16 protein-coding genes and 1 tRNA gene are annotated in these 20,352 nt (G+C 62.0%); 10 read left to right on the forward strand and 7 right to left on the reverse strand.

The annotated features are described in order from the left end of the window. The first annotated feature begins 117 nt into the window (after positions 1-117). The 3 genes from CQR48_RS03725 (at position 118) to CQR48_RS03735 (ending at position 3,178) form a co-directional block, all read left to right on the forward strand. Positions 118-191, forward strand: a tRNA-Arg gene (locus CQR48_RS03725). A 603-nt stretch (positions 192-794) separates the two neighbouring features. Continuing rightward, positions 795-2,219 carry a Na+/H+ antiporter NhaA gene (locus tag CQR48_RS03730; RefSeq protein ID WP_101452194.1) on the forward strand — a complete coding sequence of 475 codons (1,425 nt, stop codon included), beginning with the start codon at positions 795-797 and terminating at the stop codon, positions 2,217-2,219. 221 nt (positions 2,220-2,440) lie between these two features. Then, on the forward strand, positions 2,441-3,178 hold the full coding sequence (locus CQR48_RS03735) for an LOG family protein (protein ID WP_044282383.1): 738 nt from the start codon (positions 2,441-2,443) through the stop codon (positions 3,176-3,178). Between the two features lie 244 nt (positions 3,179-3,422). Here the strand turns inward: CQR48_RS03735 and CQR48_RS03740 are convergent, their stop codons facing one another. The 3 genes from CQR48_RS03740 to CQR48_RS03750 form a co-directional block, all read right to left on the reverse strand. Then, positions 3,423-4,094, reverse strand: a complete 672-nt coding sequence (locus CQR48_RS03740; RefSeq protein ID WP_015450305.1) for an O-methyltransferase — start codon at positions 4,092-4,094, stop codon at positions 3,423-3,425. 102 nt (positions 4,095-4,196) lie between these two features. Continuing rightward, a complete protein-coding gene (locus CQR48_RS03745) occupies positions 4,197-5,153 on the reverse strand; it encodes a succinate dehydrogenase/fumarate reductase iron-sulfur subunit (RefSeq protein ID WP_101452052.1) in 957 nt (318 codons plus the stop codon). A 53-nt stretch (positions 5,154-5,206) separates the two neighbouring features. Continuing rightward, entirely contained in the window at positions 5,207-7,108 is a 1,902-nt protein-coding gene (locus CQR48_RS03750; RefSeq protein WP_101452053.1) for an FAD-binding protein, read from the reverse strand. A gap of 88 nt (positions 7,109-7,196) precedes the next feature. Here CQR48_RS03750 and CQR48_RS03755 point away from each other — a divergent pair, with 88 nt between their 5' ends. Continuing rightward, positions 7,197-7,538, forward strand: a complete 342-nt coding sequence (locus CQR48_RS03755) for an MGMT family protein (protein ID WP_015450308.1) — start codon at positions 7,197-7,199, stop codon at positions 7,536-7,538. Here the strand turns inward: CQR48_RS03755 and CQR48_RS03760 are convergent. The 4 genes from CQR48_RS03760 to CQR48_RS03775 all read right to left on the reverse strand — a co-directional run bounded on the left by CQR48_RS03760 (position 7,513) and on the right by CQR48_RS03775 (position 12,310). Beyond that, positions 7,513-9,108, reverse strand: coding sequence for a DNA-processing protein DprA (locus tag CQR48_RS03760; protein ID WP_244898927.1), 1,596 nt, complete (start codon positions 9,106-9,108; stop codon positions 7,513-7,515). The two genes, CQR48_RS03755 and CQR48_RS03760, sit on opposite strands and share 26 nt — an antisense overlap. A 221-nt stretch (positions 9,109-9,329) precedes the next feature. Continuing rightward, positions 9,330-10,862, reverse strand: a complete 1,533-nt coding sequence (locus tag CQR48_RS03765) for a YifB family Mg chelatase-like AAA ATPase (RefSeq protein ID WP_015450310.1) — start codon at positions 10,860-10,862, stop codon at positions 9,330-9,332. Further along, positions 10,862-11,326 carry a YraN family protein gene (locus tag CQR48_RS03770; RefSeq protein ID WP_033493074.1) on the reverse strand — a complete coding sequence of 155 codons (465 nt, stop codon included), beginning with the start codon at positions 11,324-11,326 and terminating at the stop codon, positions 10,862-10,864. Before CQR48_RS03770 ends, CQR48_RS03765 begins: the two co-directional genes overlap by 1 nt. A 108-nt stretch (positions 11,327-11,434) precedes the next feature. After that, positions 11,435-12,310, reverse strand: a complete 876-nt coding sequence (locus CQR48_RS03775) for a bifunctional hydroxymethylpyrimidine kinase/phosphomethylpyrimidine kinase (RefSeq protein WP_101452197.1) — start codon at positions 12,308-12,310, stop codon at positions 11,435-11,437. A 381-nt stretch (positions 12,311-12,691) separates the two neighbouring features. Between CQR48_RS03775 and CQR48_RS03780 the strand changes: the two genes are divergently transcribed. From CQR48_RS03780 to CQR48_RS03805, 6 genes are all read left to right on the forward strand, one after another. Then, complete coding sequence (locus CQR48_RS03780; RefSeq protein ID WP_101452054.1) at positions 12,692-14,008, forward strand: O-acetylhomoserine aminocarboxypropyltransferase/cysteine synthase family protein; 1,317 nt, start codon at positions 12,692-12,694, stop codon at positions 14,006-14,008. Positions 14,009-14,360: 352 nt separating this feature from the next. Beyond that, on the forward strand, positions 14,361-16,016 hold the full coding sequence (locus CQR48_RS03785) for a peptide ABC transporter substrate-binding protein (protein WP_101452055.1): 1,656 nt from the start codon (positions 14,361-14,363) through the stop codon (positions 16,014-16,016). 120 nt (positions 16,017-16,136) lie between these two features. Then, on the forward strand, positions 16,137-16,820 hold the full coding sequence (locus tag CQR48_RS03790) for an ECF transporter S component (RefSeq protein ID WP_101452056.1): 684 nt from the start codon (positions 16,137-16,139) through the stop codon (positions 16,818-16,820). Between the two features lie 64 nt (positions 16,821-16,884). Beyond that, a complete protein-coding gene (locus CQR48_RS03795) occupies positions 16,885-18,462 on the forward strand; it encodes an ABC transporter ATP-binding protein (RefSeq protein ID WP_101452057.1) in 1,578 nt (525 codons plus the stop codon). Further along, positions 18,462-19,271, forward strand: coding sequence for an energy-coupling factor transporter transmembrane component T family protein (locus CQR48_RS03800; RefSeq protein ID WP_101452058.1), 810 nt, complete (start codon positions 18,462-18,464; stop codon positions 19,269-19,271). Before CQR48_RS03795 ends, CQR48_RS03800 begins: the two co-directional genes overlap by 1 nt. Before the next feature lie 257 nt (positions 19,272-19,528). Further along, on the forward strand, positions 19,529-20,341 hold the full coding sequence (locus CQR48_RS03805) for an ABC transporter ATP-binding protein (RefSeq protein ID WP_180334528.1): 813 nt from the start codon (positions 19,529-19,531) through the stop codon (positions 20,339-20,341). Positions 20,342-20,352 lie beyond the last annotated feature (11 nt).

The raw sequence follows: 20,352 nt of genomic DNA on the forward strand, positions 1-20,352 counted from the left end.
ATACGAAAGCCCTACTGTTATAAGGCGACACGCCGAAAGTTGGCATTCCGGCAACCCTGTTGTATATTAATTGAGTTGCCGGAAACGAGCTGAGAAATCAGCGCGAAGAAAGCACATGCGCCAGTAGCCCAATGGATTAGAGCAGCTGACTACGGATCAGCAGGTTGCAGGTTCGAATCCTGTCTGGCGCACAAACAAGCCCTCGGATTCGTTCGAGGGTTTTTGCGTTGTAGGGGGTATCGGCCGAGGGGTGTATCGGCCAATAATCCAAAACCCCAATAACCCAAAAACTGGTTCCTCCCACAAACTGGTTACGTTGGGGGAGTTGTTTGCGTAACCGGTTTGTGCCGTTTCGCAAATTGTCTACGTTGTGAGGCCGGTTCGCATAGACAGTTTGTAGAATGATTGGCCGAAACGGCGGCGCAGGGCAACGTGCTAGGGATTGTGTATGTCCGGTACGCGCAAACGGAGGAAACGCCACGGAAGACGCTGAGATTCAGTGACATCTGTCAGATTGCGTATGTCTGGGCCTACGGGGCTTGCCGCTTCTTCGCTCGTGAGGACGACATCCGGTGTATCCGACGGATTTTGCATGTCCGGACATACAGCCACAGCCCGCACATCGACATCATCGGCACCACGATTTTTCCTCTACGCCGATTCTCCTAATGCGCCCGCGTATCCGATACAGCCCGGTGTTGTCTGCTCCGGGCGGAACAGTTCACATACCGTTTTTTACAATGGAGGCATATGTGTTCCGCATGCCACAGGCATCATGGTACGACGGGAGTGATATGACACAGCGCAACAGGGCAGTATGGACGACTATTAGGCGCATTGCCGCCTCGGACCGGATATCCGGCTTGATTATGCTCGGATTCGCCCTACTTGGCTTCCTGTTGGCGAATCTGCCGTGGACGATGCACGGCTTCGAAGCGGTGGCCGAATACACCATCGGCATTCCGGGAACTAATCTCATGCTGCCAATCAGCCACTGGGCGCAGGACGGCCTGCTGACCGTCTTCTTCCTTATGGTCGGGCTTGATTTGAAACAGGAGCTGACCACTGGCTCGCTCGCGAATCCCAAAGCCGCCGCCGTCCCGATGCTGTGCGCGGTGGGAGGCATGCTGGTTCCGCCCATCCTGTTCGTGGCGGTGATTGGCCTGTATTCGCAATTCGCCCCTCCGGCGCCCGGTAGCATGACCATCGCAACCGGCGCAGTTGTACCATTCGGTACCGCCTCCCACGGTTGGGCGGTTCCGACCGCGACCGATATCGCGTTCTCCCTGACGGTTCTCGCCTTGTTCGCCAAGGCGTTGCCCGGCTCGATCAGGGCATTTCTGATGACACTTGCGACGGTTGACGATCTGCTCGCCATCATTCTGATCGCCGTGTTCTTCTCCTCGCTCAACGCCTGGTATTGGTTCGTCGGCATCGCCGTGTGCGCCGCCATCTGGTACGTGCTGGTCCGCCGCAAACGTGTGCCGTGGTTGGCGGTCGGTGCCGTCGGAATCCTCGCATGGGTCATGATGTTCGAAGCTGGCGTTCATCCCACGCTCGCGGGTGTACTGGTCGGCCTGCTGACCCCGTCGCGCGAGATGTACGGCGAGGCCACGCCGCGCGCCGAACGTTATCATGGCAAACTGCAACCGTTCTCCGCATTGCTCGCGTTGCCGGTGTTCGCCCTGTTCGCCACGGGCGTGCATATCGGTTCGCTGTCGCTGCTGCTGTTTATTTCCCCGATTGTCGTCGGCATCGTGGTCGCCCTCGTGGTCGGCAAACCGCTCGGCATCATGCTTACCGCTTGGCTTTCGACGCGATTCGGCGGGCTGAGCATGCCGAAGGAGCTCAAGGTTCGCGACCTGTTCCCGGCGGCCTGCGCATGCGGCATCGGCTTCACAGTGTCGTTCCTGATTGCAACGCTCGCCTACACCGATGCCGAGCTGTCCGCAGAAGCACGATTCGGCGTGCTGCTGGCTTCGCTGCTCGCCGCGGCGGTGTCAGGCGTGCTGCTCAGCCGGCAATCGAAGCGTTACGAGCGTCTTGCACAATCAAGCGCTGAAACCGTTGGCGCCCATACGCCGGCAATCGCCGTGGAAGAGCCGGGTTTGCTGCCTGACGGCACGGAGATTGTCAGCAGCAGGGTGTTCCCTGAAGAGCGGATACGCGCGTACCGGCAGAGCCACCCGCGCGCGCAGGACACTGAGGAGCAGTCATGACAGACATGCGGAAGGAACCGTCGCAGGCATCATCATTCCAGCAAATCGGGCATCAGCAAACCGGACATGAGCCGGATGCCGGGATTGAATCCGGCGCTGAGACTGGACGTGACGAAGGTCACGGGCGCAACACTCAATCCAGCACTGGGCACAAGTCCGCACATGAGCTCGTACATAGGCAGCCTGTGCACGAGCCAGACCATGAGGCCGGAGACGAGCAGATGACGTATATGTCCGGCCCTGTCATGCTGCGCGGCCGTATGATTCCCGAGGAGAGCGCGACCGCGAATCTGTTGCGTGACAACCAGCCGACTGACTGGTTGCATATGGATCCGTGGCGTGTGTTGCGCATTCAAGCCGAGTTCGTCGACGGATTCGGAGCACTCGCCGAACTCGGCCCGGCAATCAGCGTGTTCGGATCTGCCCGCACGCCACAAGACGATCCCGCTTACCAAGCGGCACGCGCGATGGGCCGAGGTATCGCGAAGGCCGGGTATGCAGTGATTACCGGGGGAGGACCGGGCATTATGGAAGCCGCGAACCGTGGCGCCAGCGAAATGAACGGCAAATCGGTGGGGCTCGGCATCGAACTGCCGCACGAACAGGGGCTCAACGAATGGGTGAACCTCGGCATGAGCTTCCGCTACTTCTTCGTGCGTAAGACCATGTTCATGAAATACTCGTCCGGAGTCATCGTCTGCCCCGGCGGATTCGGCACCTTGGATGAGATGTTCGAACTGCTCACCCTCGTGCAGACCCACAAGGTCAAATCCATCCCGATTGTCCTGTTCGATACGGCGTATTGGCGCGGATTATTCGATTGGGTCACGACCACGGTCGAGGCGCGACGAATGATTTCGCCGCTCGACCCGCATCTGGTGCGGTTCACCGATGACCCTGACGAGGCCGTGCGAATCGCGCTCGGCGCCGAGCGGGCGGACGAGACGGTAAGCGAATAACGCCCCCGGAATCCCGTAAGATCTTTCAACGGCGTAATCTGTACTCCTGCGAAAGCCGTAGAAGCACAGAGACGCGGAGTGCCAAAGCGCGTCGGTGCGGTTGTCTGCTGTCGTTTCCGGAAACTGGCCGCCGACGACAGCAACCAGCAGCAACCAGCCGGTCCGATCGACTCTGCCTGTCGGCGTCCAGCGCGGGGTGTTCAGTCTGAATTACAGATCACGGCAGCTTCCAAGCGGTGCGTCTTCAGCGTTTGACGGCAAGCAGCAGGCCTGTGCCGCTGGGGGTGAGCGTGCTGCTGAACCGCTCGTCCTCCTCGACATCAGCGAGAAGCTGTCGCATGGCGTCGGCTTTCCTCGTGTCAGGCGCGTCATCCATGCTCGCGCCGTCAGCCGTCTGTCCGGCGAGCGCGAGGATATCCGTGAACGCGATGATCCCGCCCTTGTTCAACAGACGAGGAGCCTGCTCATAGGTCGCACGGTAGTTGTCCACATCGCCGGCCACGACGATGAGATGGTAATCAGCGGCATTCAGCCGCGGCAGGAACACCTTGGCGGGGGCACTGACCGCCCGCAAGGATGCCTGCGTACTGTCAGCCAGTTCGCGCAGTAGGCTGCGAATCATGGCGATGCCCTGCGCCGACGAGTCAACGGCGGTCAGCTGGCCGTGCCCGTCCAATCCGTCAAGCAGCTGGTAGGTTTCCACCACCGCGCCGGTGCCGACCACAATCACGGATGTCGCGCCCACCATGTGCTCGAGCGCTCGCAGCAGCTCCGCTTGCGCCGCCGACCCTTGGGGAATGCCAGCCTCGGTCGCATCGGCCCTGGCCCTCGCGAGACCGGGGGATTGACGCTCAAGAGCGTGGTCTTCAACGTTGGTCCAGATAGCGGTGAGTAGTGACTGTGGTGTGTGTTCCATGACATTCGTCCCCATGAGATGGATGGTGCCGGTGACGGCATGGGGTGTGCCGTCACCGGATGCGGATTGCGGAATGTGCCGTGTCCCGGCGTTCCCTGACGCTCAGCGTTCCTTGACTTTGGCGATGAGCTGCCAGATTTCCTCGCCGACATCAATACCGCGCGGGCAATGACGTGAGCAGGCGCGTACCGATTGGCATGCCGCGATGCCATCCGCGGCGTCGATTGCGTCCATACGCGCGTCGGCCGCGGTATCGCGCGAATCATTGATGAACCGTGAAGCCGTAATCAGGGCGGCTGGTCCGATAAACGCTTCGCCGCCGGCGAACACCGGACAGCTGCCTTCGCACACGCCGCACGCGATGCAGTTGCTCAGCGTTTCATACGCGGCAAGTTGTTCCGGCCGCTGCAGATATTCGAACACGTCGATTTTGCCGTCCTTCGTGGTGGCGAGCTTGCCGTCCGCCTGCAGATACGGTTTCAGACGCTTGATTTGCTCGAGCATCGGGTCGATGTCGGCAATCAAGTCACGCTGCACAGGGAATCCCGGCAGTGCCGACAATTCAATGACAAGAGGGGAGCCGTCATGGGCGCCTGAGACACCTGAAGTACCTGAGACATCCGCGGCGTTGTCGGCGGGGTCGTCATCCGTTCCCGTCGTCTTGCGGAAACCCTCGGCGTCAGTGGTATTCCGCGCGGTTTGGGCAACCGCCCAGTCCTTGACTTTCGCCGTGCACAGCAGCGTCGGGGTGCCGTTGATGGCGACGGCGTCCGAACCGCACATGCCGTGTCCGCAGGAATAGCGGAACGCGAGGCTTGGATCCTGCGTGCGTTTGATATCAAGCAGGCAATCCAGGATTGTGGTGTCCGGTAGTACCGAGAGCAGATAATCCTGGGTCCACTGTTTGCCGCGAGGACGCCTGCGCGCCGTCCCTGAGCCGAAGGGGGAGCCTTGTTTCGCGAACGGGCTGCCGGAGCGAGGGCGATCGCGTTCGGGGCGCGGGGTGAACCTATGCACCCGCAGCGTCACCTGGACACGGGTCCCGTCATTGCCATTCATTGCCAGCCTCCTGTTGTCAAAACCGAATATAGTGTGCCACGAGCGGTGCCCGATTAGTATTCGCGTGCCTGTGGAGGCATGTCGAGAATGTGCACGGGCTGCCAGGCGACCGTACCTGTGCTGGCGACCATCGAGTGGGCGAGGTACTGCTTGTCATCGCGGTCCGGGTAGTCGGTGCGTTTGAGTGATCCGCGGGATTCATGCCGCGCGTCCGTGGCACGCAGCATCGCCTTGGCGAGTTCCAGCAGATGGCGGACTTCCCAGATGGCGGTGACCTCCTGATTGAACGCCGTTGAGTCGCTGTGCGTATGCAGTGCGCGTGCCCGCTCGGCGAAATCCTCGTTCACCAGTTGTAAGGCCTCGGCGATGCTGTCATGATTGCAACGGACTGCAAGTGCGCGTTCCATGGCGGAGCCGAGGTCTGCCAGTAGCTGGTAGGCGTTGTCGTCTTGCAGGGTTTGCGGCTGCGATGACGCTTCGCTTCCTGTGTTTTCACCGGCTTGTCCGGTCGGTTTGAGCAGGCCGGCGAGCTCCGTTCGGCGCGTTTGCGCGGTGGTTTCGACGGCGTCTTGGGACGGGTCCTCTGCCGCCACGGCATTATCATCCGGGCTCACAACGGCATGAGAATCGGCGATACGCGCTGCCACGGCGGCACCCGCGCGCTGTCCGAACAGGCAGGCGTCCAGCAGGGAGTTGCCGCCGAGACGGTTCGCGCCGTGGACGCTCACGCAGGAACATTCGCCCGCGGCATACAGGCCAGCGACCTTGTGCCGAGCGCCGTCCGCCCAAGTGTAGACTTCGCCGTCAGTGGTGATGGGGATACCGCCCATCGTGTAGTGTGCGGTCGGCTTGACCGGCACATAGTCCTTGGTCGGATCGATGCCCGCGTAATCCTCAATGGTTTCCACGACTTGGGGGAGCACGGCGTGCATATGCTCCGGGTCGATGCCGGTCATATCAAGCCAGACGCAATCGCGCGGGCCCTGTGGGTCCTTCGGATCGGCGACGCCGCGGCCAGCGTCGATTTCCGCCATAATGGAGCGGCTCACCACGTCACGCGCCGCGAGGTCGGCGTGTCCGGGCGCATAGCGCTGCATGAACGCTTCGCCGTCGCTGTTGCGCAGCACGCCGCCTTCCGCGCGCGCCGCTTCGGAGATGAGGATGCCGGTATGGGCGAGCCCGGTGGGGTGGAACTGCACGAATTCGCTGTCTTCAAGCTGCAGACCAGCTTCAAGGGTGAGCGCCATGCCGTCGCCGGTCAGATCCCACGAGTTCGACGTGGTATGGAACAGGCGCCCGGCGCCGCCTGTGGCGAGCAGCACATTGCGTGCATGCAGCGCGTGCACCTTGCCGGTGTGCGTGTCGTAGGCGACGACGCCTTCCACACGCTCGTGGCGCTCGTCGAGTACCAGATCGGTGACATACCATTCCTCGGCGAACTCGACACCTTGCGCTATGCACTGCTGCCACAGAGTATGCAGAATCTGATGGCCGATGCGGTCCGCCGCATAGGCTGCGCGCGGCACCGGCTGTTGACCGAAGTGTGCGGTATGGCCGCCGAACTTGCGTTGCGCGATATGCCCGTCGGCGGTGCGCGAGAACGCAACCCCCGAACGTTCAAGATTGATGACGGTGACGGGCGCCTCCTGTGCGAGCAGCTTCGCCGCATCCTGGTCGACCAGCCAATCACCGCCTTTGACTGTGTCGTAATAATGCCAATGCCAATCATCCTCGGACACGTTGCCGAGGCTCGCTGCGATGCCGCCTTCCGCGGAACCGGTGTGCGAACGTAAGGGCTGGAGCTTGGAGACCACCAGGATCTTCGGCGCGCGCCCCTCCTGCGTCATCTGTGCGATGCGTTCCGAACGCAGCAATCCGAGCGCCGCGGACAATCCGGCGGCACCCGCTCCAACAATCAGGGCATCGTACATCTGTTCCACATGTTTCGGACTCATACCTTCGATTCTCGCACAAGGCAGGACGAAGCGCCCAGCTCTCGGCGCAACGGGGCGAGTCGGCGGGTATCGGCCGGATAATGGTGGTATGGGCCAATCGTTTAATACTCAGGTGTATGACATCGTCAGACGGATTCCCGCGGGTTGCGTCGCCACATACGGGCAGATCGCCGCGCTCGCCGGCAGACCACGCAATGCGCGCATGGTCGGCTATGCGTTGCACTGCAATCCCGAACCCGGAGTGATTCCCTGTCATCGGGTCGTGTTCAGGGATGGCTCGCTCGCTCCCGGATTCGCATTCGGTGGACCAGACCGGCAGCGCGCGCTCCTTGAAAGCGAAGGCGTGGCGTTCACCGAGGCCAGTCAACAAGGCAATGCCGGTGCGGACGGCCTACGAGTCGATCTCAGTCGCTGCCAGTGGCAAGCCTGAATCCCTCCGGCCCGCAAGTGACGACGCCGTCCAGCTCCATCAGCCCCAGTTCGGCGAGGACATCCTGGGATTGAGGCGGGCTTGTCGACGAATCATCTTGGGCTATCGCTGCAATGAGGCGTTCTGGCGGCATCGGGCGACGCAGTGCGCGCATGATGGCGATCAGACGCTCACGCAGACCATGACCCTCGGGTGACGGCGCGCCGGCAGTCTCAATGTCTGGCGGTTCGGCGAGGTGTGTCTGTGCGGATTCCGCTGCCTGCGCGGTGCCTGCGAGGTCTGCGACACCGCTTGTGGCAGGCCGGTGGGCGGCATGGCAGATGTCGGACACCGTCTCGCAGCTGCACAGCAGCATCGCTTTGCCGTCCGCGATTAGCCGGTTGCATCCGCCGTTGCTTGGCGTGGTGATATCCCCAGGGGCGGCGTAGATGTCACGGTTCAGTTCCGTCGCCCATGTGGCGGTGTTGAGCGCACCTGATCGCCGGCGAGCCTGCGCCACGACCACGGTGGACGCGAGGGCGGCGATAATGCGGTTGCGCAGCAAGAACCGGTGGGGTTGCGGCACGGTACCGGGGAATGATTCGCTGATGAGGGCACCCTTATTTGCTACGATCGCGTCAAACAGCAACTGGTTGCTGCGCGGGCCGATATGGGTCAGTCCACCAGCGAATACGGCGATGGTCGACCCGGCTGAATCCCCATACTGTTCCCTTGCCCGGATCGCTCCCCAATGGGCGGCGGCGTCGGCGCCCATCGCCCCACCGGAGACCACGGTATGCCCGTCGCCGGCAGCATGACGTCCGAGGCTGTATGCGACGGTGCGTCCATATTCGTTGACACCGCGTGAACCGACGATGGCCAGCGGTCTGTCACAGGCCTTGAGCGCAGGAGCATGTCCCAGACCCCACAGGCACAGCGGCGCCGCCCAATCCTTGCGGACACACAAATCGCCGACTTGCTCGGGCCACAGCGTGCTGTCCGGGCCAATCAGCCAGTACCGCCCATCCACCGTCGCATGCGACCATATCGCTTCGGCCAGTGTTTGGGGCATCGGGCAACAGTCATCTTCCCCGTTATCATGCCGGTCATACCAAGGCATCTCCTCGACCCCGAAATCATGGTGTATGACTGCCAAACTGGTGAGCAGATCGTGCAGACGGGTCTGCCACCCCTCCAAAGACTTGCGGAAGGTGGTCAATGCGCGGGAATCCGCCCGCAGCCCCCACCGCGCCGCACCGGTGACGAACCATTCTTCCAGTCGGCTGGCTGCCATCGGTCGCTGCCATTGCATGCGTTCCGGCATCCATGAGGCGCTCGAATACATCGCCGACAGCACACTCCACGCGTCGGGCGCGCCTTTGAGTGTCGCGAACATCAAGGCGTCAGCGCTGTCGGTGCAATAGGTGAGAGCCGCCCGCGCAAGTGTGTCGTCGCTCGGCCGGGCCGAACCATAGTCGTGTTCCCCCGTCGGGGATGATGGCGGCACGGTCGTCGGCGTGGCCGGCGTGGTCGATGCGGACGGCGTGGTCGATGCGGACGGTGTGGTGGAGGAGGGGTGTACTGATGACATGGAGTTCTCTCTTTCAGAGCAATCGGTGTAATCCACTTGGAATGCGGCGTGTCGGGATGAGCGGATGCTGTCGGATGTGCTGAATGGACGGTATCGGATGGGCTTCGCCGCCGGGTGAGCGCAATCAGATAGGCGGCAAAACGGGTGACGGAACCAAGCTGGCGGAACCACGCGGACGGAACCAGAAGGCAGATCAGACGGGCTGCGCCGCCGGAGAGCCGTCACCGCATGCGGGTCCTGAGCGCGATACCTTGCGCCATATCCTGCCTGTCTGGCGACGTCCCGCCGCGCATATCCGCAAGCGTCCACGCCAGACGCATCGCCCGGTCGGCACCGCGAAGGCTCAACCGCCCGGAATCCAAGGCGCGGTTGACCAGTTCGACGGCTTGCCGCGACGTATGCTCCCGCAGCCACACGCCGTCCGCCTGCGCATTGCATGTCCAGCCGTACCCCTGGAACCGTTCCGCCGCACAATCGCGGGCTTTGCTGACCTCAGCGCGCATGGTCGCACTGTCCTTGCCGTTTGCGCCCTGATCACCGAGCGTGATCTCATTGATGGGCGGGACTTCCACTTGGATGTCGATACGATCGAGAATCGGGCCAGACAGCCTTGAAAAATAGCGGATCCGGTCGCGTTCTCTGCACGTGCAGCGCTCGCCGTCGCCATAGGCGTACCCGCACGGGCACGGATTGGCGGCCATGACTAACTGGAACCGTGCGGGATACCAAGCGGTGCCTTTGGCCCGGGACAAGGCGATGCACCCGGATTCCAACGGTTCACGAAGCGTCTGCAACGCCCGTGTGGAGAATTCCGGGGCTTCGTCCATGAACAGGACGCCGCGATGCGCGCGGGTGATCGCCCCGGGGACGGCGACGCCTGATCCGCCGCCGACCAAGGCGGCCGAGGATGCGGTATGGTGTGGCGCCTCATACGGCGGAACATCGGTGATGCCGAATCGTGGAAGCGTCCCACACAGCGAACGCACCGACGCGACTTCAAGCTGCTCGTCCTCGCCGAGTGGGCGCATGATGCCGGGCAATCGTGAGGCGAGCATTGTCTTGCCCGCCCCGGGAGGGCCGACCAGCAGCGCGTGATGGCCGCCTGCCGCGGCGACTTGCAACGCCCATTTCGTGTGATCCTGCCCGATGACTTCGCTCATATCGCCTGTCGCGGGCGCGTCCATGCGTTCGCCATCAGGCAGATCGTCACCATGCGACGGCGACAGCGTGTACTTCGCATGGCCGCCCAACAACTCGATGAGCTCACCGACATGCCGTACGCCGGTCACGGCGATGTCGGGGACGAGTTCGGCCTCCTCGATATTCGCCGCCGGGACGATGACACGTGACATGCCTTGTGATTTCGCGTGCACAACGGCTGGAAGCACCCCGGGGACCGGCAGTACGCTGCCATCGAGATTGAGCTCGCCGAGCACCACAGTCCGTTCCAGCGCTTCACTGCTGATTTTCCCGGCCGCACCGAGCACGCTCGCCGCAATCGCCAGATCGTGTGCGGAACCGCGTTTGGGCATCGAAGCGGGGGAGAGATTCACCGTCACCCGGGTCTGCGGCCATGAGAATCCCGCAGCCTGGCATGCCGATCTGACCCGCTCCCGCGCCTCGCTCAAGGAGGTGTCGGGAAGCCCGATGATTGAGAAATACGGCAATCCTTGCGATACGAACGCCTGCATATGCACGGTGAACGCGCGCAAGCCGAGGAACCCGATGGAGGAAGCGCTGCCGATCCTCGCCATCAGAACGCCCCCGGGATATGCCGCAGGTCGACATCCGAGCCGCGAACCTGGATGCTGACCACATCGAACCGAATGCCTCGGTAATACGGCGTGTTCTCCCGCCGTTGGGAAAGCCACAACCGTCCCGCCTTGCGCAGCGCCGCCTGTTTGGCTGCATGCACGGCTTCCTCAGGGGCGCCGAACCGGGTCGTACGCCGGGTTTTGACTTCGACGAACACCAGGGTGAGGTCGTCGGCCAGCATGATCAGGTCGATTTCCCCATAACGGGTCCGCCAGTTGGAGGCGATGAGATGCCAGTCGCGTCCGATCAGCGAGTATGCGGCGTATTGCTCCCCGGCGGTACCCAGCGTTTTCGCTGAAGTGCAGGGGTCGAGCATGACCGCCCGGCAGTGGGTGAGCATGCTCGAAGCCTGCTCATGGGCGTGCGGAAAACTACATGGCTGTGGTGTCTGATAGTCATTCATGGGCCTATTGCACCATGCCGTGACCGTCCGGCGCCAGCCCGACGAGACAATGTGGTCAAAAGTTGAACGGAAGCGGTTAAGTCCCTGTAATCAGCCGTAAATCACCTGTCAGTGACGGACCAGTCCGGTCAAATCGCCCAAATCAAGTTCGAAACTCACGCCGCGTTCCTCATGATGCGGCTGATCGGCCGTATGAATCATCGCATGGCGGACGAATTCGCCGGCGATCTTCGCGGATTGCGCCAAACCGCGCCCCGCCATGATCGCCCCACACATGGCGGAGGCGTAAGCATCCCCGGTGCCATGTGTCATATACGGCAGCTTGTCGTGGATCAGCTCACGCTTGCCCGCGATGCCGGTGGAGGCGCTCACCACATAGTTGCGCAGCGTGCCGTCCCCGCGATCGATGCCCTTGAGCACGATGTTCTTGGCGCCCAAAGCAAGCAGCGCCTCCAGCAAGTCGTCGACCTGACGGTCGTCGAGATTCTGCCCCGGATAGTCCCGGCCGGTCAGGATGCTCGCCTCGGTCAGATTCGGCATGAGCACGTCGGCGCCATCGACCAGATCGCCCATGGCCTGGCACAGCTGGTCTGTGTACGTCGGATACATCTCGCCGCCGTCGCCCATCACCGGGTCCACAAGACGCAAGGCATGCGGGTATTCCCGATACAGCCGCTTGATGATCGCGACTTGATCTGCCGAACCCAGAAAACCGCTGTACACCCCGTCGAGATCGACGTTTTCCTGCCGCCACGCGTCCAAGTAGCCGTCCAGGATATCGGTCGTGTCGTGCATGGTGAACACACGGTATCTGGTGTGCGCTGAGAACAAGGCGGTCGGTACCGGGCACACGTCGCACCCAGCGGCCGAAAGAATCGGGATCGCCGCCGTCAACGAGCATTTTCCGTATCCGCACATGTCATGTACCGCGGCCACACGCGGAATGTACTTCGGATCTCGCTGGTAGAGCGTCACATCCTGGATTGTTGCGTCTTCGTTTACGTTTTGGGTCATGGGAAGCCTTTCTTCTCGTCGGCATTGTGGCGGCGTCGCCAACGACTGTAGTCTGCGGCCTTGTCCTGCCTGCGTTCAAGCCGCCACCTGTCCGCGCATCGGTGTCGTACCCATGTCGCATGTCCGGCGTGTCGCGTGCTTGCGGACAAGTTTTTCGTGTTTCCCGATGCCGTCAATCCCATGGATCGCAAGGCACATTAAACGGTTATAGGCAAGTGCGATAACGGCGAGGTTGCAAGGCTTGCGGGGCTGACCTAATGTCTCAATCAACACCTCACCAACCGGTTGCAAGGCCGGTGATATGAGAGCAAGACGGACAACAACCACACCACCGAACCAAGGAGCACCACCATGGCTGAAAAGAACAACCACTACCGCTTCGAGACCCTCCAGCTGCACGTCGGCCAGGAAGAGGCGGATCCCGCCACCGATTCCCGCGCGGTCCCGATCTACGCCACCACGAGCTACGTCTTCCATGACTTCGATCACGCTGAGGCCCGCTTCGGCCTCCAGGACCCGGGCAACATCTACGGCCGCCTGACCAACACCACCGAGGGTGTGTTCGAGGACCGCATCGCAGCGCTCGAAGGCGGCACCGCCGGCCTCGCCGTCGCATCCGGTGCAGCAGCCGTCGAATACGCGGTGCGCAACATCACGCAGACCGGCGACCATATCGTGGCTTCCAAGCACATCTACGGTGGCACCTTCAACCTGCTTCGCCACACGCTTCCGCGTGACGGTGTGAACACCACCTTCGTCGAGCCGAGCGATCCGAAGAACTTCGAGGACGCTATCCAGGACAACACGAAGCTCGTCTACATCGAGACCTTCGGCAACCCGAACGCTGACCTGGCCGACATCGAAGCCATCGCCGACATCGCCCACAAGCACAACCTGCCGCTCGTCGTTGACAACACCTTCGCCACCCCGTACCTGTTCCGCCCGCTGGAGCACGGCGCCGACATCGTGGTGGAATCCGCCACGAAGTTCATCGGCGGTCACGGCACCACCCTGGGCGGTGTGATCGTCGAAGGCGGCAAGTTCGACTGGGCCGCTGTTCCCGGCAAGTTCCCGACCCTGACCGAACCGGATCCCTCCTACCACAACCTCAACTTCTATGAGGCCCTCGGCCCCGTGGCCTTCGTGACCCGTGCCCGCGCCATCCTGCTGCGCGACACCGGCGCCACGCTCTCCCCGTTCGCGGCGTTCCTGCTGCTGCAGGGCACCGAGACGCTCTCGCTGCGCGTCGAGCGCCACGTGCAGAACGCCCTGAAGGTCGTCGAATACCTGCAGACCGTGCCGGAAGTCGAGTCCGTGAGCCACCCGGCCGTGCCGGGACGTGCCGACCACGACCTGTACGCCAAGTACTTCCCGAACGGCGGCGGCTCCATCTTCACCTTCGACATCAAGGGTGGCAAGGACGCGGCACGCGTATTCATCAACAACCTGCACCTGTTCTCGCTACTCGCGAACGTCGGCGACGCCAAGTCCCTCGTCGTGCACCCGGCTTCCACCACGCACTCCCAGGAATCCCCGGAGGAGCTCGAGGATCAGGGCATCCATCAGGGCACGATCCGCCTGTCCATCGGCCTGGAGAACATCGACGACATCATCGAAGACCTCGAAGGCGGCTTCAAGGCGCTGCGCGAGTCCGGTCTGGCTAAGTGACGCAAAGTAAGCACATTCAAGTGCGAGCATAGCCTTGTGCGATTGGTTGCGCGGGCGCGGCGAGTGATCGTTGCACCCGCGTTTTTCGCAATGCTGCTGTTGTGGTGGTGTCGTCAAGGCATGATTGGCGCGACCTGATGGTCGGGCTTTTGTGACGTCGTGCGGGCACTCGTGATCGGGGCGGTCCGCGGATTGCGTTCTGAGCACAATGTCCTCGACACTATGGAATGTTGATATTGGACTTCGCATGCCGACGCTTGCGCGCCATGCACGTCCTTGACCGTGCCTGCGTGACCTGTTCGTCCTGCAACCGCACGGTAGACCACATCGAACGAGAGAGAAAGAGCCGACCATGAAGAACAGCAGTCGTACCTTCCTGCAACGGGCCGCCATCGCGGTCCTCGCCGCATCCGCGATGATGCTGTCGGGGTGTTCTTCGGGGCCGTCCGCGGGCGCATCCGCCTCAGCGTCATCGAGCGCCGGGAATATCGTCACCGTCAACAATGTGGAGCCTGCCGCAGGACTGATTCCGAGCAACACTGATGACCTTGCCGGCTGGAAGGTGGTTACACAGCTGTATGAGGGTTTGGTCACCTTCGACGCTGCCGGCAAACTGGTCTACGCGGACGCCACATCCATCACCCCGAACGCCGATGCCTCGGAATACACCATCAAACTGCGTTCGGGACTCGTCTTCTCCGACGGCGAGAAGATTACCGCCTCCACCTACGCGAAATCATGGTCCTTCGCCGCCAACGCTGCCAACGGGCAGCTAGGGGCCGCCATATTCTCCACGATCAGGGGCTACGACGCACTGCAAGACGAAAACGGCGACAAGAACGCCCAGCTGTCAGGCCTGAAGGTTGTCGACGACACTACGCTTGACGTCACGCTCGCCGCCCCTGACTCCTCATTCCCGTACAAGGTCGGTGATGTGGCGTTCCTGCCATTGCCTGCCAGCGCGTACAAGGACATCGACGCATTCGGTGAACACCCGGTCGGAAACGGGCCGTACAAGCTTGCATCCTGGTCACATGACAAGGAAATCAAACTCGTGCCCAACCCCAGATACACCGGTCCGCGCAAGGCGAAAAACGGGGGAGTGACCTACGAACTGTACACGAGCCTCGACGCCGCATACTCCGACTTGCTGGCAGGCAACCTCGACGTGTTGGATTCCATTCCGTCAAGTGCGCTGAAAACCTACAGCAAAGAACAGCTGCAAACCGTCAGCAAGCCCGGCCCCGGCTTCAAATCCTTCACGATACCGCAGAATATGGCGCATTTCTCCGGCGAGGAGGGCAAGTTGCGCCGTGCTGCAATCGCCCATGCGGTCGACCGCGAGACGATTATCAAGAAAGTCCTGTACAGTACCGCCACCAAGGCGACTGACTTCACTGCGCCGACTATCGCAGGGTATAGCAAAATCCTCGCCGGGACATCCGTACTCGACTATGATGCTGCACAAGCCAAGAAACTGTGGAAACAGGCGGATGCCATCAGCCCATGGGAAGGGACTTTCCGACTCGCCTACAGCACGGACAGCGGCAACAAGCCGTGGATCGACGCAATCTGCAATTCCATCACGAACGCGCTCGGCATCGACGCGCAACCGCTGATTTTCTCGACATCCAAAGAGCTGAGCACCGCGATCCATAACCGAACGGTCGGCGCTGCGTTCATCCAAGGCCTGCAATCCGATTATCCGCACCCCGAAGGGTATCTGGTACAGGCGTATGACTCCGCGTCGGCGGACGGCAAGGGCCTGAACAACGGCGACTACAAGAGCGCGGCGTTCGACGCGCTGATCGATCAGGCAGCCCGGCAGACCACGCTCGACGGGGCAATCGGCTACTATCACAAGGCCGAGGAACTGCTGTTTGAGGATCTTCCTGTGATTCCGCTGTGGTATACGAATGTGACTGCGGCCGCCGGCAAGCAAGTCGGTTCGCTGTCCTTCAATTACATGGGCTTGCCTGATTACTACAAGCTGACCGTGAAAGGCTGAGTCACAGGGTTCACGCGATATGGACGTGGGGGCCGATCGCGCCGCCGGCATCCGTAAGATATTGGCCTGACGTACCTTCATTCGGGTGCGTCAGGATTGATGTTCGGGAAGAGAGGAAATATGGCTGCACAAACCAAAGCCAAATTCCAAGCAAGCATGATTCCGCTGATTGCCATCATGACCGCACTGACCACGGTGCTGACCATGCTGGTGAAGCTACCGACACCGACACGCGGATACCTCAACCTGTCCGACGCGATGATCTTCTTCTCCGCCTACGCGTTCGGCCCGTGGGTCGGCGGCGTGATCGGCGGACTGGGGCCGGCGCTGTCGGATTTGCTGTCCGGTTATCCGCAGTGGGCGGCGTTCACCTTCGTCATCGACGGGCTGCAAGCCGTGCTCGTCGGGCTGATTGTGCGAAAGTTCCGTCCGGCCAATATCATCGCCGGCTCCGTCATCGCCGGCGTGTGGAAAGTGTTCGGCTACCTCATCGCCGGAGGCATCCTGTCCGGCTGGGGTCCGGCCTTGGGCGAGGTCCTGGGCAACACTGGCCAGATGGTTGTCGGCCTGGTCATCGCCTACGCCCTGTTCGCTGCGGTCCGCAAGGCCTATCCGCCGCTGGTGCGCATGGGCAATCTGGGCGTGCAGCCCGCCGTTGCGATTCCTCAGGACTACACTGGGGCATCCGCTGACACCGGTACCGGCGCAAATGTCGGTGCCAACACCGTTGACGATGCCGGTAGCGATACCGCAGAGCGAGCCGAAACGCCGGGTTCCGACCGTCCAGCGGACAGCATCAACTGAAGCCCGCTGACGGCGACTGACAGCACAAACGGCACTGACAGCACAGGCAATCGAACGACCTGATATGAACGACGCCCCGATCATCACGGCGAACCACCTCAGCTGGTGGTATACCCCGCAAACGGACGAAGGTGAACCGGTCAAGGCATTGAACGAGCTGGATTTCTCAATCCTGCCCGGATCATTCACAGGCATCATCGGCCAGACCGGGGCCGGCAAATCCACGCTGTGCATGGCGCTCACCGGTATCATCCCGAATCCGGACGACGGCACCATGCGCGGCACGATGACCGTCGCCGGACGCAACACCGCCGAATGCAGCATCGCCGAACTGTCAAGCGATGTCGGATACGTCCAGCAGGACCCGGAATCCCAACTGTTCTGTGCCAGTGTAGAAGACGAACTCGCCTTCCCAATGGAAAGCCGCGGTGTCGATCCCGGCCGTATGGACGAGCGCATCGACGGGTTGCTGCACTTGGTCGGCATGGACGGGTATCGCCGGCGTGTACCGACTAGCCTGTCAGGAGGGCAGATGCAGCGGGTGGCGATCGCCGCGGCTTTGGCCTGCCATCCGCGCATTCTTGTGCTCGACGAGCCGACGGCGGCGCTCGATCCGGAAGGCACTCGGGAAGTATTCCAAGCGCTTGACACGATTCGCGCAACCCGCGAGTTGACGATTGTCATGGCCCAGCAGGATACAGACGGGCTGGCCCGATACGCCGACCACATCATGCTGTTGGATTCTGGCAGCATCACCGCGTTTGGCGATACCACGCTGTTTACAACACATCGGGACAAGCTGATCGAGCTGGGGGTCGCCCTGCCGGGGCGAGAACCAGGCCCACCGGCGATTGTCACGGATGCTGCCATGCGGACAGGGGAGAGGCGGCCCGCGATCAGCTTCGAGCATGTCACCTACCGGTATCCCGAAGGAGGCAACGGTTCCGCCGCCCTCGACGACGTGAACCTTGCCATCGACCGCGGTGCGTTCGTTGGCCTGATTGGGCGCAACGGCTCAGGCAAAACCACCCTCGCCCGTCATCTCAACGGCATGTTGCAACCCAGCGCCGGCACTGTCACCGTTGACGGGCTGCATGTGGGCGGGCGCCGTGTCGGCGAGATGGCCTCCCATGTCGGGTACGCGTTCCAAAACCCCGATCATCAGATTTTCTGCTCCACCACGCGCGAGGAAATCGCCTTCGGCCCGTTGTGCCTCGGTGTGTCGCGCGAGGAAATCAGCCGCCGCGTCGGCCGGCTGCTCAGCCGCTTCGGTCTCGAGGATATCGCAGGACAATCGCCGGCGACTTTGGGCTACGGCCAACGTCGACTGGTCGCCTTCGCGTCCGTTCTGGCCATGCATACGCCGATTCTTGTGCTGGACGAGCCGACGGCCGGACTGGACCGCCGACTGTCCGGCATGATTCTTGACGCGGCGTCGCAACGTTGCCGGCAAGGCACAACCGTCGTGATGATCAGCCACGATATGCGTACGGTGCGCGAACGCTGCACCTATCTCATCGAACTCGAGGACGGGCATGTGCGCGCCGCCGGGCGGATCGAGCCGCAGAAAAACGGCCAACTGGAACATGTACAGCCGGAACTCGGACTGCCGGAACCTTGCGAATACGGGGAGGGCCACTGATGGACGCCGACCTGTACGTTCCCGGCAACGGCTGGCTGCACCGCGTCGACCCGCGTGTCAAATTCCTCATCTCGCTCGTCCTGCTTGTCCTGTGCCTCATCTGGCGCAGCTGGCCGCTCATGCTCGCGGCGTTGATTCTTGAACATCTCATGCTCCTCACCGACCATATTCCGTGGAAAAACATCGCATGGGTGTGGAAGATTCTCGCCGTCATCATCGTGCTGATTGTAGTGCTGTGGCCGATATTCGACCGTTCCGGCACGCATGTGCTCGTCGGCTGGGGGTGGCTGCGGCTGACCCGGGAGAACCTGCTCATGGCCGCGGTGATGGGCCTGCGCATTCCCGCGCTCGGTTTCGCCTGTTTCCTCACCCTGTTCACCACCAGCCAGGCGAAACTCATCCGCGGGGCGGTCGCTTTGGGCATGCCGTACAGCGCTGGTCTGACACTGGCGACCGCGTTGCGGTACATCCCGGTTTTCGCGCGGATTGTCACTCAGGTGCGTGACGCCCAGCGTGCGCGAGGCCTTGATCTGTCCGGCGAAGGGGCCCGGGCGCGCGGCATCCGCAATCCATGCGCACTGCTGTTGGCCCGTGCCCGCGCGTGGGTTCCCGTCATTGTCGCCGTACTGATACGCGCCTACCGAATGAGTCGAAGTGTCGGCTGGGCTATGGAGTCACGTGGTTTGGGATTGCCCGGTGTCAAGCGTTCCTATCGTGTGCGCCTGTCGATGCGGCCGGCCGACTGGGCGATTGCCGCGGTGACGATGGTCTGCACCGCTGGCGCGCTGGTCGCGATGGCCATGCTGTGAGGCGTATGATCGTCGAAACTGCCGGAAATCGGTCCGTTCTGTCCCGCTGGTCCGTCCTGTCTCCGGGTTTCGCCCCTATGCCGTATCCGGCGTGTCACCTGCACGTTCAGGGATTCCACCCATGAGGTCATTCTTGGGGATGATGTTGGGTCTGATGGGTTTTCCGTCTCGCGCATGATGGGTTTTCCGTTCGCCATTCGATAGATTGGGGGTAGACGTCCAGGAAAGGTCCGGACGAACGAATGGAGGGAAGATCCATGACAACCCCGAATCCCATTGCCGTCGAAGCTGTCGACTTGGTGAAAATCTACGGCACAGGCGAAAACGCGGTCCAGGCGTTGCGTCACGTGAATGTCGCGTTCGAACGAGGGAAGTTCACCGCGATCATGGGGCCGTCCGGCTCCGGCAAATCCACGCTGATGCACACTCTTGCAGGCCTTGATTCAGCGACAGGCGGCCGCATTCTGCTTGACGGCGCCGATATCACGACCATGGACGACAAGCAGCTGACGTTGCTGCGCCGCCACAAGATCGGCTTCATTTTCCAGAGTTTCAACCTGTTGCCGATGTTCACCGCCGAACAGAACATCGTGATGCCGCTGACCCTCGCCGGCGAGAAGCCCGACCGCCAATGGTTCGACATGCTGGTCGACACACTCGGGTTGCGTGAACGCCTGGGACACCGCCCGAACGAACTGTCGGGCGGGCAGCAGCAGCGTGTCGCCATCGCCCGCGCGCTCATCGGCAAACCATCCGTCATCTTCGCCGACGAACCGACTGGCAACCTTGATTCCGTCTCCAGCGCCGAAGTCCTGAGTTTCTTGAAACGCTCGGTCAAAGAACTCGGCCAGACCATCATCATGGTCACGCATGATGCTGTCGCCGCCTCCTATGCGGATCGCGCCATTGTCTTCGCTGACGGCCAGATTGTCGCGGATGTCGAACATCCCAGCGCCGACCAGATGAGTGAACTGCTCATGCAGGAACGCCGTCGCGCCACACTCAATCTGTCCGAAGGCGTGCCGCTGCCGCCTGCTGCCGCCATGCCGTGTGCCGGCATCCAACGCTGAATGACAGACAC

It is taken from the genome of Bifidobacterium thermophilum (genome assembly GCF_002846655.1).
GTDB lineage: Bacteria > Actinomycetota > Actinomycetes > Actinomycetales > Bifidobacteriaceae > Bifidobacterium > Bifidobacterium thermophilum.

Bases quoted from the DNA above. Each gene is read 5' to 3' on its own strand.
- CQR48_RS03765 (WP_015450310.1), bottom strand. From the start codon at position 10,862: ATGGCGAGGATCGGCAGCGCTTCCTCCATCGGGTTCCTCGGCTTGCGC.
- CQR48_RS03780 (WP_101452054.1), top strand. From the start codon at position 12,692: ATGGCTGAAAAGAACAACCACTACCGCTTCGAGACCCTCCAGCTGCAC.
- CQR48_RS03800 (WP_101452058.1), top strand. From the start codon at position 18,462: ATGGACGCCGACCTGTACGTTCCCGGCAACGGCTGGCTGCACCGCGTC.
- CQR48_RS03735 (WP_044282383.1), top strand. From the start codon at position 2,441: ATGACGTATATGTCCGGCCCTGTCATGCTGCGCGGCCGTATGATTCCC.
- CQR48_RS03745 (WP_101452052.1), bottom strand. From the start codon at position 5,153: ATGAATGGCAATGACGGGACCCGTGTCCAGGTGACGCTGCGGGTGCAT.
- CQR48_RS03805 (WP_180334528.1), top strand. From the start codon at position 19,529: ATGACAACCCCGAATCCCATTGCCGTCGAAGCTGTCGACTTGGTGAAA.
- CQR48_RS03755 (WP_015450308.1), top strand. From the start codon at position 7,197: ATGGGCCAATCGTTTAATACTCAGGTGTATGACATCGTCAGACGGATT.
- CQR48_RS03770 (WP_033493074.1), bottom strand. From the start codon at position 11,326: ATGAATGACTATCAGACACCACAGCCATGTAGTTTTCCGCACGCCCAT.
- CQR48_RS03760 (WP_244898927.1), bottom strand. From the start codon at position 9,108: ATGTCATCAGTACACCCCTCCTCCACCACACCGTCCGCATCGACCACG.
- CQR48_RS03740 (WP_015450305.1), bottom strand. From the start codon at position 4,094: ATGGAACACACACCACAGTCACTACTCACCGCTATCTGGACCAACGTT.
- CQR48_RS03730 (WP_101452194.1), top strand. From the start codon at position 795: ATGACACAGCGCAACAGGGCAGTATGGACGACTATTAGGCGCATTGCC.
- CQR48_RS03750 (WP_101452053.1), bottom strand. From the start codon at position 7,108: ATGAGTCCGAAACATGTGGAACAGATGTACGATGCCCTGATTGTTGGA.
- CQR48_RS03785 (WP_101452055.1), top strand. From the start codon at position 14,361: ATGAAGAACAGCAGTCGTACCTTCCTGCAACGGGCCGCCATCGCGGTC.
- CQR48_RS03790 (WP_101452056.1), top strand. From the start codon at position 16,137: ATGGCTGCACAAACCAAAGCCAAATTCCAAGCAAGCATGATTCCGCTG.
- CQR48_RS03795 (WP_101452057.1), top strand. From the start codon at position 16,885: ATGAACGACGCCCCGATCATCACGGCGAACCACCTCAGCTGGTGGTAT.